We start from the raw sequence: 12784 nt of genomic DNA, 5'->3' as shown, positions 1-12784 counted from the left end.
GGCGGATCGTCAGTTCGCACCCGTCTGGCCTTCGGAAGGCCCGCCGTCGTGTGGTGTGCACCGGCGCCGGTGTACTTCCTCATCGACGAGGAGGAGGAGTTCGCTGGCCCCGGTCCGGCCTCCGAGCCTTTCCACCTGGCGCAGGGAGTGGCGCAACTTCAGCAGGTCTTCAGCGGGTACGAACGGCCACCTTCCGAAGCGATGGAATACCCGCTCGTAGTACTCGGAGCTGGATTGTTCCGTCACGCGGCCGCCCGTGCTGCGGTAGTGCGGCGATACCCGCCAGGGGCGTGATGTCTGTGAATTGTTCGGGCGCCGGCCTGTGAGAGGGCGCGGAACGCTTCAGGGCAACCGACATGGAGCTGGTCAAGGTCAAGCAGAACACCAAAGCCGGGGAGGACCCGCGCTGCGCGTCTCACCACCGCGAGGAGGCCTTGGACGTTCTCGGGGGTCAAACTGCCGGCGGGCCGAAGGGTGACGGAAGCAGAATCCATGTCGACGGCGACAGTTACGGAGAGTTTCGCAGGCATACAGTCTGTCCTTTGCAAAAGAACCGAGGCCACTGCCTGACCTCCTTCAGACTACCAAATCACCGCTGGCACGGACCTGTTTGTGACGATCGATTCCGGGTCTACCACGCAGCGGCGGCCCGTCGCCCGGCCCGACTCGGGCTGCAACGGTCCGACGAGCCAGATCTTCGGGTCCGCAGTCCTGGCGGCCCGTCCGCCCTGCACAGCCTGTGTGAAGAGGCGATCAGCGCGTTTTTGCCGGCCAGTGGCGTTGCCGTACGACGCTGTCACCAGCCGCCGCGTGTTGGCGTATGACCCTTTCGGGCATCCTCCGGCATAGTCATTTCGGCCCGGAGTCCCAGAAGCCGGATGGGCCGACCCGCTTCGATTCCGGCTGCGAGGTCCAAGGCCCGCGCGAGGATGTCGTTCGGGTCGAAGGTCTCGGGGATCTTTCTCGCATGGGTCTTGGTGACGAACGGGGCGTACCGGACCTTGAGGGTCAGCCCTATCACGGGACGTCCTTCGGCCATAACGTCCTCGAGGACGCGCGCTGTCAGCTCCCTGACTGCGTTATCCACCTGTGCGGCCTCGGTGAGGTCCCGCTGGAACGTCGTCTCCCGGCTGTGTCCGCGGGCAACCCACGGGCTGTCGTCCACAACGCTGGCGCCGTCACCGCGTCCAAGCTCGGCATACCAGGGGCCCATCCGGGGGCCAAACTCTGCGACCAGTTCCCGGGCGTCGGATCCGGCGAGCTCGGCGACAGTTTTGATGCCGAGTTTGGCCAGCCTGGCCGACACCTTGGTTCCGATGCCCCACAGCTCCTTGGTGGGCCGACTGCCCATAACGTCGAGCCAGTTCGCGGCCGTGAGGTGGAAGATACCGGCCGGCTTGCCGAAACCGGTGGCGACTTTGGCCCGGACCAGGGTGTCGCCGATGCCCACACTGCAGTGGAGCTGCGTTCGCTCCAGGACGGCGGCCTGCACCTGCCGGGCATAGGCTTCCGGATCCTCTGACTCAATGCCGACAAAGGCTTCATCCCAACCCAGCACCTGCACGGTGGCGCCGGGCCGCGCCTGCAGGGTAGCCATCACCGTCTCAGACGCCGCGAGGTACGCCTCGTGATCGACGGGCAGGATCACGGCGTCGGGTACTTTCCGGGCCGCGACGCGTAAGGGCATGCCGGAACCCACCCCGAACGCTCTGGCTTCATAGGATGCGGTGGACACCACAGCCCTTTCCGTGGGGTCGCCCCGACCTCCGACGATAATCGGTCTGCCCGCAAGCTCCGGCCGTCGAAGTACTTCGACCGCCGCGATGAACTGGTCGAGATCAACGTGCAGCACCCACCGGATTCCGCTCACGCCACCAGTCTGCCCTAAACCACCCGGACAGGCATCGGCTCTGCACCAGTAGCGGCCGTTGGAGCGGCAACGTTTTCCCTGTCACCGCCCTCCCGGCGGGCGTAAAATCGGCCTGTGTCGGCCCTCTCCGCGGGACCCGTCCGCCCGGCTGGCAACCGCAACTCAAGGAGTCCGCCATGTCTGTCCTGGTCAATAGTCCCGTGACCGGCCTGACCCGGGAACAATACGCAGAAATAGCTGCCGCCCTCAGCGACAGGCTCAAGGCCGCCCCCGGATTCAGGGCCCACTACGCGTGGGAGAACGAGGGAGGGATGACCGTCGTGGAGATCTGGGACAGTGCCTCCCAGCACGATGACTGGTTCGACAACAACGTCAGGCCGCACCTTCACATGGAGGTCAACCCGGAGAAGCACGAACTGGTGAACAAGGTGACGGTGTAGGGGCGCCCTGCCGCTAGGCGGCCCGGCTAGTACGCGGCCGCAAACAGCTGCCCCTCAGCGAACTGCTGTCCGAGGCCCTGCCGGGACCCGCGACAGGAAGCCCTCAACCACCTCGGCGAACTCGTCGGGACGTTCGATCTGCGGCATGTGTCCCGTCTTCGCAAAGACGTGCGCCTCGGCATGCGGCAATGCCGCCGTCGCCGCCGCCAGGTGGCTGTGCGGGAGGATGTGGTCGTGGTCGCCCCAGACCACGAGCGTGGGGATGCTCAACTGCCCCATGGCCCCGACCAAGTCGCTCCGCCATTCGGGCCTGACACCGGAGATGGTTCCCAGGTCGCGGGCGACGTCAACGAGCGTTTGCCGGTGGGCGCCCCGTTGCGACAGGGCGAAGGCATGGCCGATGCGCCCGTCGGTCACCAGCGTTTTGTCGTAGAACAGCGACTGGACCGTGCGGCGGGATGCCGTGGCATCGGGGCGCAGGAGGAGTGCCGCGAGCGGCCTGACCGCGAGCAGGCGCAGCACCAGCGCAACCTCCTTGCCGAACCCGGCGCTGTTGGCCAGAACCAGGGCTGAGACGCGATGCGGGTGGTCGGCGGCGAGCTTCATGGCGACGGCGCCGCCAAGCGAGTTGCCCATCACTGGAAGCGGCCCGTGCACCCCAATGGCGTCGAGGAAGTCGGGCAGGGTCCCCGCCAGCGTGGCCAGGGTCGTCGGGCCGGTGAGCCGTTCGGAGTAGGCGAAACCCGGCAGGTCAACGCTGATGACGGTGTGCCGCGCCGCGAGCCGCTCGTGCTGTTCGTTCCAGTCCTCGAGGCTTTGGCCAATCCCGTGCAGGAGCAGCACCGGGTCCCCGCTGCCGGTCTTCCGGTAGCGCAAGCGCGTGCCGCCGACGTCGACGTACCCTGATCCAGGAAGCGAGAGCGGGTCCGGGGCCGACGCCGTCGTACCCCGTCCGGACGCCCGCACCTGCTGCCCGCGCCGCCCGAACCGGACGTGGTCGGTGAGCCGGCCGGCCCTGAGCAGGGCGAAATCGCGTAGGTAGTTCTGGTGCAGCCGCCAGGGCGAGCCGGCGCCCTGCCGGGGCAGGCGGTCGGCGTCGCGCAGGATGTAGCCGGCCTTCAGGTCGATCAGGGACGTCAGCCCGGCCTCCGCGACGCCGGCGGGAGCGTTCGGTGCCACCCACTGCAGGTTCCGGCGGTCCAGATGCTTCAGCAGCCGGCAGATGTAGCCTGCCACCAGATCCGCTTTCAGCGTCCAGGAGGCGTTGGTGTAGCCAATCGTGAGCGCAAAGTTAGGCACGCCGTCTAGCATCATGCCTTTGTACGTCAGGGTCTTTCCGACATCCACCCGTTCGCCGTCAACGGTGAGGCTCATTCCGCCGATCACGAGCAGGTTCAGTCCTGTTGCAGTGACAATCACGTCGGCCGGGATCGATGCGCCCGAGGCCAGGTCAATCCCGTGCGGGGTAATCCGGGAGATGTTGTCCGTCACGATGTCGGCAGTGCCCGCGCTGATGGCGCGGTAGAGGTCCCCGTTGGGGATCGCGCAGAGCCGCTGGTCCCAGGGCTCATAGGACGGCGCCAGGTGCGTGTCCACCGCAAAGCCCGCCGGCAGCTTGGCGACGGCCGACTTGCGGAGGATGGCCTTCATGGTTTCCGGCCGGCGCCGGCTGAGCTGGTAGGTAAACATCGAGAAGAGAATGTTTTTTGCCCGGACGACGTCGTACGCCAGTTGCGCCGGCAGCTTGCCGCGGAGCCTGTCGGCCAGGTGGTCCCGGGACGGCACCGGGGCGATGTAGGTGGGGGAGCGCTGGAGCATGGTGACCTTGGCGGCCGACTTCGCCATGGACGGCACGAGGGTTACCGCGGTCGCCCCGCTGCCAATAACCACCACCTGCTTCCCCTCGTAATCGAGGTCGGCGGGCCAGTGCTGCGGGTGGACGATCGGTCCGGCGAAGGTGTCGGCCCCTTCGATGGCCGGGGTGAATCCCTCGTCATAGCGGTAGTATCCGGAGCACACGGACAGGAACGAGCAGGTGAAGGTCACCGTCGCGTCCTGACCGGCCGCCGCAGCGTCTTGCCGGTATTCGCCGTCGGAGGTGGTGACTGCCGTCACCGTCCACAGCGCGGTGTCGCTGGACCAGTCGGCGGAGATCACCCGGTGGTGCAGCCGGATCTTAGGTGCGAGGCCCTCGTCCGTGATGGTCGCCTCGACGTATTCGCGAATCGAATCGCCGTCTGCGATGGCCTTGGCGCCGGCCCAGGGCCGGAACGAGTAGCCGAGCGTGTACATGTCGCTGTCGGAGCGGATGCCCGGGTACCTGAAGAGATCCCACGTGCCTCCCACCGCCCCGCGGGACTCCAGGATCGTAAAACTCTTTCCAGGGAGATCGCGCTGCAGCCGCGCGGCGAAACCGACGCCGCTCAGCCCTGCCCCGACAATCAACACATCCACGTGTTCGCTCATGTGGCCAAGTTATCGACTAAAAGTCGAAAGAGTCAACACAGTGTTGAGAGCGCGGGTTAGGATGGGCGCATGGCTCAACGGGGACGACGCGCAGCAAGAATTTCGGGCGATGAACGCCAGGACGCGATTCTCATTACCGCCGAGGCGCTCCTAGGCGAGCGGGCTTTCGACGAGATTTCCATCGAGGAGCTGGCCCGGGGTGCCGGCATCTCGCGCCCCACCTTCTACTTTTACTTCTCCTCCAAGGATGACGTGCTGCTGGCCCTGCTGGACCGTGTGATCACCGAGGTGGAGCACGGGGTCGGTGGGCTGCCGCGGGACTTCGAAAGTGACCCCGCGGAAGCGTGGACACGGTCCATCGGGATGTTTGTCGAGGTGTTCGTGGCCCACCGCGGCGTTGCCACGGCCGCCATCGCGGCGCGGGCCCGCAACGAGGAGGTGCGCGCGCTCTGGTCCAAGTCGATGCAGTCCTGGGCCGACTTCTCCACCGACGTGATCCGCTCCGAGCAGGCCCGGGGGGCCGCCCCGGAGGGGATTGATGCCCGCGACCTGGCGGTGAGCCTCAACCTGATGAACGAGCGGGTGATCACCGCGGTCCTGAACCAGGAAAGTCCCGCCATCGCAGAGTCCCGCGCCTTGGACGTGTTATCAACCATCTGGATCCGCAGCATCTACGGGTCCGTCAACCCCGGCCGCCGGTAACGCCCGCGCCGAAAGGAAGGATTCCCATGCCCGCAATCAAGACGGTGACCGTGCTCGGCACCGGAGTGCTTGGCTCGCAGATCGCTTACCAGGCCGCATTCCACGGCTTCGCTGTCACGGCCTATGACCTCGACGACGACGCCCTTGGGAAGGCGCGGACCCGCTTTGCCCGGCTTGCGGGCATCTACCGGACGGCGGACGTCCCCGGTGCCGGGGAGGGTAAGGCCGAGTCAGCCCTCGGCAACCTCCGCCTCACCGCCGACCTCGCGGACGCCGTCGCCGACGCCGACCTCGTGATCGAGGCCGTTCCCGAACTGCTGGAGCTCAAACGGGAGGTCTACCGCAGGCTCGCGGATCTGGCCCCCGCCAGGACCATCTTCGCCACCAACTCCTCAACCCTGCTGCCGAGCGACCTCAAGGAGTCCACCGGCCGTCCCGACCGCTTCCTCGCCATCCATTACGCCAACAACATCTGGGCGCAGAACATCGCCGAGGTGATGGGCACCGCCGAAACGGGCGCGGAAGCGTTCGACGCCGTCGTCGAGTTCGCGCGAAACAGCGGGCTGGAGCCGATCGAAATCAAGAAGGAAAAAGCCGGCTACGTCCTGAACTCCCTGCTGGTCCCGCTGCTGAACGCAGCCGCGGGGCTCCTGCTGCAAGGCGTCGCCAGCCCCGAGACGATCGACAAGACGTGGCGCATCGCCACCGGAGCGCCGAGCGGGCCGTTCCAAATTTTCGACGTCGTTGGCCTGGCCACCGCGTACAACATCGCGGCGTCCTCGCCTGACGCCGGCTCGCAGGCGTTCGCCCAGTACCTGAAGGACCACTACATCGACAAGGGCAAGCTCGGCGTCGCCACCGGGGAGGGCTTCTACACGTACTGAGTCGGCCCCACGCCCCGCGCGGCCCAGGTGTCAGCCTCGACCGTCCGTGTCCAGGACGGTGACGTCCAGGGGCATGCGGTTAGTCCGGCGGAGCCGTCCGGCCAGCACGTTGCGCACCCCGCGGGTCACCATGGTGGTCTTCGTCAGATACCGGAACTCGGCAGCGTCCGATGTTACGAGATCCAAGAGCGGGCGCGCGGCGTCGTCGGCGGTCTGCCCCCATAATCCGACGACCACCTGCAACGCGCCCAGCCGGTGCTCGTACCCGCGCTGGGACGTGATGTGTCCCAGCAGGTCCGTCACCACCAGGCCCGGATTCATGCCGTGCACCCGGACGCCGGTGCCTTTGGTCTCAAGCCGCAGCGTCTCGGTGAACTGCCGGACCCAGCGCTTGCTTGACGCGTAGGCATTCTGCAGTGCCACCGGACCGTGGTCGCCTTGGCCGTAGACGTTCACGAGATCGCCGTGGCCTTGCCCGAGAAACACTGGCAACGCAACTCTGGAACCGTGAAACGTGCCGAGAATGTTTGTACGCACAACGCGCGTGAAGTCGTCCACAGGCGTGGATGCCGTGGGCCCGAAGACCCCGGAGATCCCGGCGTTATTGACCCAGATGTCAAGCGAACCGCGGCTGAGGGCCTCGTCGCGCAGGGCCTCGACGTCGGCCAGCTCGGCGGTGTCGCAGGGGCGTCCGGACACTGCGATCCCTTGCCCGCGCAACCGCTCGACGGCAGCGGCGACATCAACGCCCGATCTGGACGCCAGCACCACGGTCACTCCCTGCTGCCCCAACACCCTGGCCATGGCAAACCCGAGCCCACGTGTCGAACCGGTCACGACCGCGACGCGCCCGCGGAGGGCCTCCCGATGTGAAGACCTGGTCACGGCTTGGGCGGCTTCGTCATGGCTTTGGGCGGCGGCGGGAAGGGTGCGGCGGGGTAAAGCTTGGCCACCTGGAGCATGTACTTCGCCCACTGCGGGCCGGCCAGCATGTAGCCGTCAATGTTCCGGTAGAACTTGCCATTGATGGTGATGTTCCGGCCTGGCCGCTTCTGGCCGCCAAGGGTGTCGCCAAAGAAGGAGGCGGTGGCGAGGCCGGAGGTGTAGCCGACCACCCAGGTCGCCCCGTTGTTGTTGGAGGTGCCGGTCTTGGCCGCCGCCGGGACCCGGTCCTGGACCTTGGGTTCGATGTAGATTCCGGACCCGCGTTTCAGCACGTCCTGGAGCACGGCGTTCACGCCGCGGGCGACCTGGGGCTTCACCGCGCTGTGGCAGTTGCTGGCCTGGGCCGGCAGCTCCCGTCCGGCCGCATCGGTCACGGCCGTGACGGCGATGGGGGCGCAATATTTGCCGTCGGCGGCGAAGGTGGCAAACGCGTTGGCCAGGTGGAGCGGGGCTACGCCGATGGCGCCGAGCAGGTTGCCCAGCTGGTGCATGTTCACCCGGGCATTGTCCACGCCGCTGTGGAGGCCCACAGCGTCCACCATTTTCTGGATGCCGCAGAAGTCCAGCTGGGCGGCCTCAGCGAAGGTCGCCGTGTTGATGGAGTTGTAGAGCCCGTAGTTGACTGGCATTTTGCGGTAGTAGCCCTGGTCGTTGTTTTGCAGGTCATCAGCGGCGCCGAGGGCCTTCTCCGCCGAGTTGTAGGCCCCGAGGACCTTGCCGCAGCTGGACTTCCACGGGAAGTCCAGCGGGTATTTCCGCCGGGACGCGTCCACCTCGGCGACCAAGGATTTGCCCTCATTGAGCCACTCCGCGAAAGTAAACGGTTTCATCGTGGATCCGGGCTGGAATCCGCCGGCACCATTCAGGTCGTTGCCGTTGGCGTCCTTGGCGTCGACGTTGAAGTTCAGCTGGGTATCGAACTTCCCGCGGGTGGGAAGGAACACGGTGTTTTGCGCCATGGCGAGGATCTTGCCCGAGCCCGGCCCGATGGTCACCAGCGAAGCGCCCCATTTGTCCGGGTTGGCCCCGGCCGTGGCGTTGACCTGTGCCTGCGCGGCCCCCTGCAGCCTGCTGTCCAGCGTGGTGGTGATGGTCAGGCCGCCGCGGTACAGCTTCTTCTCCCGGTCCGTGGCCTCGGCTCCGTACGCAGGGTTGTTGAGGATCAGGTGGGAGACGTAGTCGCAGAAGTACGGCGCCATCTCCGCCGCGGAGCAGCCCTGCTTAGCGGTGGCGATCTTCAGCCTGAGCGGGCTGGCGACGGCGGCGTCATGGGCAGCTAGTGTGATTTTCTTCTCGCTGAGCATCTTGTCCAGGACCTGGTTGCGCCGCGTGATGGAGTTGTCCGGGTGGACGGCGGGGTCGTAGAAGCTGGGGCTGTTGACCAGCCCGGCGAGCAGGGCAGCCTGCGGCAGGGTGAGGTTTTTCGCGGTGGTGCTGAAGAAGTGTCGGGCTGCGGCCTCAATGCCGTACGCGTCCCGGTTGAAGAACACGATGTTGAGATAGCCCTCCAGGATCTGGTCCTTGGTGTACTTCTTTTCCAGCTCAAGGGCGAGCCTCATCTCGCGCACCTTGTCGCCGATGCTCTTTTGCCCGCTGAGGATGACCTGATTGCTGCGGTCCGCCGACAATAAGGACTCATTGATCACGTTCGTGACGTACTGCTGGGTCAGGGTGGATGCGCCTTGCCTGCCGCCGCCGGTCAGGTTGGAGGCGAGTGCCCGGAGAATCCCCTGCGGGTCGACGCCGGCATGCCCGTAAAAGCGGCTGTCCTCGATGGCGACAATGGCATCCTTGATGTACGGGGACATCTGATCCAGCTTGACCCTTACCCGGTTCTCCGCAAAGAAGGTGGCGATCAGTTTCCCGTCCGCACTCAGTACTTTTGTTGACTGCGACGGCGGACTGACGGCCAGTTCGGCAGGGAGGTTGTTGAAGAAGGTGATCGATCTGCTGACGGCAACGCCCGCGGCCGCGACGCCGGGCACCAGCAGACTGGCGACCAGAACACCGCAGAAGGCGCTCACTGTCAAGAACCCGAGGACCCTCCGCAGGGCCGCGGCCAGCCGAGATCCGATTCTTTTTTTCGGCGCCATTTTCTGTCCAGCTGTCAGGCTCAAAAGCTGAGTTCAGAATACGCCGGGACTCTGCCGACGGACCAGTGCCGGAGGGCCCTGCCGCGGTGGGGACGTGGCCCGCTTCCGGGGGACTGGTTCCCCTTGGCCGTGGCGGCGGAGGAAGTCGGCGTCGACGGAGCCTTCTTCCGCGTCCACCATTTCGGGCTGCGTGCCCAGACGGATGCCCGGGACCAGGTTGGGTATCTCGACGGCGGGCTTGCCCGGTTCGGGCGCAGCTATATCGGGGAACCCGGACAGCTGGTGCAGGAGCTGGCCCGGGAAGCCGCCGTGGCCGAGGCGGACACCCTCCTCGTCACCGTCCCGAATCAGCTGGGCGTCGACTTCAATGTCCGGCTGCTTGCGGCGATATCCCGCGAGCTGCGCCCCGCCACGGGTTGGGACTGACGCTCACCTCCGGCTGACATGGGCGCGTATCCGTGTAAGGATCGGCTATGCCCCAGCGCCTGATGCTGCTTGATACCGCGTCGTTGTATTTCCGTGCTTTTTACGGCGTCCCGGACACAATCCGCCGGGCCGACGGCACGCCGGTGAACGCCGTTCGCGGCCTGCTCGACATGATCGCGCGACTCACCACCGATTACCACGCGACGCATCTCATCGCTTGCTGGGATGATGATTGGCGTCCGCAATGGCGGGTCGAGCGGCTCCCGGGCTATAAGTTGCATCGGGTCGCCGAGGCAATGGCGGGCGCTCCCGACGTCGAGGTCGTGCCGGATGCGCTTACCGCACAGATTCCCATGATCCGCAGGGTGCTCGGGCTTGCGGGCATCGCCGTCGTCGGAGCTGCCGAACACGAAGCCGACGACGTCGTCGGCACGTACGCCAGTCGCGCAGAGTTTCCGGTGGACGTGGTGACGGGCGACCGCGATCTCTTCCAGGTCGTCGACGACGCCCGGCGGGTGCGAGTGATCTACACCGCGCGCGGCATGAGGAACCTCGAAGTGGTGACCGATGCGGTCATTGTCGGTAAGTACCGCGTGCTGCCGGAACAGTACGCCGATTACGCGACGCTTCGCGGTGACACCTCCGACGGGCTGCCAGGCGTGGCCGGCATCGGCGACAAAACCGCCGCATCGCTGCTTGCCGAATACGACACCCTTGCCGGCCTTCTCACCGCAGCGGCGTCTGCGGGCAGCGGGCTGTCGACGTCCGTGCGCGCAAAACTCGAGGCGGCCGCGGACTATCTCTCAGTCGCGCCCGATGTCGTCAAAGTCGTGCGGGACCTCAAATTGCCGACGCTCGAAGAGGCCGGTGCACAACTGCAGCCCATCGCTGGCGATGCCCGGGCTGAGCTCGTGGCTCTTGGCTCCGAGTGGAACCTTGGCGGCTCGGTCAAACGACTCCTCGAAGCGTTTGAGCTACGGCATTGACTCATCCTCACCGGCGCGTGATGCAGCGGACTCCGTCGCCCCGTGCCCTGTCCTCCATATCAGCTTGCCCAGCCGGGGCGACGCTCACTGTCCCCGATAGTGAGGTCCAGGAAGTCTCCACAGCCGGGGTGGCCAGCTGCGCCGTCACGCCGCCGTGACCAGGTCCCAGTCCGGGGAAGGGTCCGGGGGCGTGTCCGGCCGGGTGTGGTCGTCGGGGTGTTGGTCTGTTGGTTCGTCCAGGGCGGTGAAGTGGTACCAGTCCGGGAACGGGTCCGGCGGCAGGTCCGGGGGCAGGTCCGGGTCGGGGTTGCCGCCGGGGTCCAGGGGCAGGGGGTGGTCCGGGTCGGTCCTGGTCGAGGTGGTGCCCGGGAGCGGGGTGGTGTCGGTGAAGGGGAGGCCGTTGGGCCAGTGGGGTGGTTCCCAGTCCTGTTGTTCGCTGGCGTAGTGCCGGCCGGTAGGTGATGTCCAGCCGGGTGGGCCGGTGGTGGTGGCCGGGGTGGGGGTCCAGGCGGTGCTGTGTTTGAGGTAGTGGTGTTTGTGGCAGGGCTGGCCCAGGTTGCTGATCCCGGTGGTGCCGCCGTCGGCCCAGGCCAGGAGGTGGTCCGCGTCGTTGTCCAGTGACGGGTTGTTACAGCCCGGGAACGGGCATTTCCCGTCCCGCAGCCGCAGCCATTGCCGCATTGCTTTGGGGAGCCGGTAGCTGGTCCGGCCGATCTCCAGCGGCGCCCCGTCGCGCGGGTCGGTCAGGACCCGGTAGAACGACCCGGCCCCCTCGGCGACCAGCCGCCGGGCCATCGAGGGCGGGATCGGCCCGTACCCGTCCAGCATCGCCGGCTCTTCACTCACACCCAGCAACGACAGCACCGGGACGGTGACCAGGACCTGCGCCCGCGGAACCGGCACACCCCCGGACACGCCAACGCCCACACCTGTTGCTCCGCCTGTTGCCCCGCGGCTGGTGTTGGTGGCGGTGGCGGGGAGGTTGTTGGTCAGGAGCAGGATCGCGGCGATGTCGGCGCGGAGCTGGTTGAGGGTCCGGGTCTCGGCCGGGCCCTGCAGCGCCCGGGCGGCCGTGGTGGTCCGTTCCCAGATCCCGGCCGCGGTGTCCGCGGGCAGGTACGCGCGCAGCCAGGCCATGCCGTCCCGGTCCGGTTCGAACTCGAGCCGCCGGTCATAGGCGCTTCCCGTGTGGCGTGTTTCGATGCTGACCGGGTGGTGGCGTTCGCGCCAGGTGCGCGCTTTCGCCCGGAACCGGCCCGGGACGAGTTCCCCGGCCGGGCAGCCGCGGGCCGGGGCCGGTGCGTCCGGGTCCAGGAAATGCGCTTCCAGCGCCGCCGCGCCGGCCGCATCCAGGTTCGCGGCCTCATCGACCATGACCCGGGCGTGCTGCCACGACAGCCCACCTGCACCCAGCGCGGCGAGGGTCAGCGGGAGTACCTCCGTCAGGGCCAGGGCATCGCAGATCAGCGCCCCGGCGGCGCGTTCACTGACCGTCAACACACAGGCGATTTCCGCGACCGTTGACATTTCCTGCATCGCAGCGTCCCGCAGGTTCGCCGCCGGCCGCGCCAGGGCCTGGGAGGAGCGCACGTACCCGGCGGTCAGCAAAGCCTTCAACGCCGCGAGCCGGGACTCACACCGGGCGACCTCCGCCAACCCGTCCAGGCACGCATCCGCCACCTCACGCAACGGATCAACGCCGCGGAGCCCGCCCAGACCAGCCGAACCACAGCTCGTCCCGGTGCCCTCCAGCAGGGCAGCCAACACGGCAGAAGACGCCGCGACGGCCGCCGCCGCCGCACCGATCTCCGCACTCAAAGCCACCCCGCTGCTCATACCCAAAGCCTAGATGCGGGCACCGACATTTTCTGACGTGCTGAAAGGCAGCCGACAAACACTTACGGCGCCACGGACAACCCGCGCGGCAGTGCGGCCGGTTCCATCAGTTACTACGGCATTTAGACCAGACGAA

Annotated in this window: 10 protein-coding genes; 5 read left to right on the top strand and 5 right to left on the bottom strand. The window is 67.0% G+C overall.

All coding sequences use genetic code 11. The annotated features are described in order from the left end of the window. Positions 1-796: 796 nt before the first annotated feature. Positions 797-1870, bottom strand: coding sequence for a DNA polymerase IV (locus ACUYM2_RS10260; protein WP_481599970.1), 1074 nt, complete (start codon positions 1868-1870; stop codon positions 797-799). A 176-nt stretch (positions 1871-2046) separates the two neighbouring features. Between ACUYM2_RS10260 and ACUYM2_RS10255 the strand changes: the two genes are divergently transcribed. Beyond that, a complete protein-coding gene (locus ACUYM2_RS10255; RefSeq protein WP_481599969.1) occupies positions 2047-2310 on the top strand; it encodes an antibiotic biosynthesis monooxygenase in 264 nt (87 codons plus the stop codon). 54 nt (positions 2311-2364) lie between these two features. Here the strand turns inward: ACUYM2_RS10255 and ACUYM2_RS10250 are convergent, their stop codons facing one another. Next, positions 2365-4776, bottom strand: a complete 2412-nt coding sequence (locus ACUYM2_RS10250; protein WP_481599968.1) for an alpha/beta fold hydrolase — start codon at positions 4774-4776, stop codon at positions 2365-2367. 69 nt (positions 4777-4845) lie between these two features. Here ACUYM2_RS10250 and ACUYM2_RS10245 point away from each other — a divergent pair, with 69 nt between their 5' ends. Both ACUYM2_RS10245 and ACUYM2_RS10240 read left to right on the top strand, forming a co-directional pair. Continuing rightward, a complete protein-coding gene (locus tag ACUYM2_RS10245; protein WP_481599967.1) occupies positions 4846-5478 on the top strand; it encodes a TetR/AcrR family transcriptional regulator in 633 nt (210 codons plus the stop codon). A gap of 26 nt (positions 5479-5504) precedes the next feature. Beyond that, positions 5505-6362: a 3-hydroxyacyl-CoA dehydrogenase gene (locus ACUYM2_RS10240; protein WP_481599966.1), complete on the top strand. Its 858-nt coding sequence runs from the start codon at positions 5505-5507 to the stop codon at positions 6360-6362. 30 nt (positions 6363-6392) lie between these two features. Here the strand turns inward: ACUYM2_RS10240 and ACUYM2_RS10235 are convergent, their stop codons facing one another. After that, positions 6393-7199: an SDR family oxidoreductase gene (locus ACUYM2_RS10235; protein WP_481599965.1), complete on the bottom strand. Its 807-nt coding sequence runs from the start codon at positions 7197-7199 to the stop codon at positions 6393-6395. Between the two features lie 44 nt (positions 7200-7243). Continuing rightward, a complete protein-coding gene (locus ACUYM2_RS10230; RefSeq protein ID WP_481599964.1) occupies positions 7244-9400 on the bottom strand; it encodes a transglycosylase domain-containing protein in 2157 nt (718 codons plus the stop codon). 129 nt (positions 9401-9529) lie between these two features. Between ACUYM2_RS10230 and ACUYM2_RS10225 the strand changes: the two genes are divergently transcribed. Beyond that, entirely contained in the window at positions 9530-9826 is a 297-nt protein-coding gene (locus tag ACUYM2_RS10225; protein WP_481599963.1) for a hypothetical protein, read from the top strand. 47 nt (positions 9827-9873) lie between these two features. After that, positions 9874-10812 carry a 5'-3' exonuclease gene (locus ACUYM2_RS10220; protein WP_481599962.1) on the top strand — a complete coding sequence of 313 codons (939 nt, stop codon included), beginning with the start codon at positions 9874-9876 and terminating at the stop codon, positions 10810-10812. Positions 10813-10956: 144 nt separating this feature from the next. On the opposite strand, the gene ACUYM2_RS10215 is transcribed toward ACUYM2_RS10220, so the two are convergent. Then, entirely contained in the window at positions 10957-12648 is a 1692-nt protein-coding gene (locus tag ACUYM2_RS10215; protein ID WP_481599961.1) for an HNH endonuclease signature motif containing protein, read from the bottom strand. Positions 12649-12784: the final 136 nt, after the last annotated feature.

Source organism: Arthrobacter sp. SD1074B (assembly GCF_056780195.1).
This window is presented reverse-complemented; position numbering and strand designations above follow the sequence as displayed.

Coding starts and splice junctions, on each gene's coding strand:
- ACUYM2_RS10240 (WP_481599966.1), top strand. CDS start 5,505: ATGCCCGCAATCAAGACGGTGACCGTGCTCGGCACCGGAGTGCTTGGC.
- ACUYM2_RS10250 (WP_481599968.1), bottom strand. CDS start 4,776: ATGAGCGAACACGTGGATGTGTTGATTGTCGGGGCAGGGCTGAGCGGC.
- ACUYM2_RS10245 (WP_481599967.1), top strand. CDS start 4,846: ATGGCTCAACGGGGACGACGCGCAGCAAGAATTTCGGGCGATGAACGC.
- ACUYM2_RS10255 (WP_481599969.1), top strand. CDS start 2,047: ATGTCTGTCCTGGTCAATAGTCCCGTGACCGGCCTGACCCGGGAACAA.
- ACUYM2_RS10230 (WP_481599964.1), bottom strand. CDS start 9,400: ATGGCGCCGAAAAAAAGAATCGGATCTCGGCTGGCCGCGGCCCTGCGG.
- ACUYM2_RS10215 (WP_481599961.1), bottom strand. CDS start 12,648: ATGAGCAGCGGGGTGGCTTTGAGTGCGGAGATCGGTGCGGCGGCGGCG.
- ACUYM2_RS10220 (WP_481599962.1), top strand. CDS start 9,874: ATGCCCCAGCGCCTGATGCTGCTTGATACCGCGTCGTTGTATTTCCGT.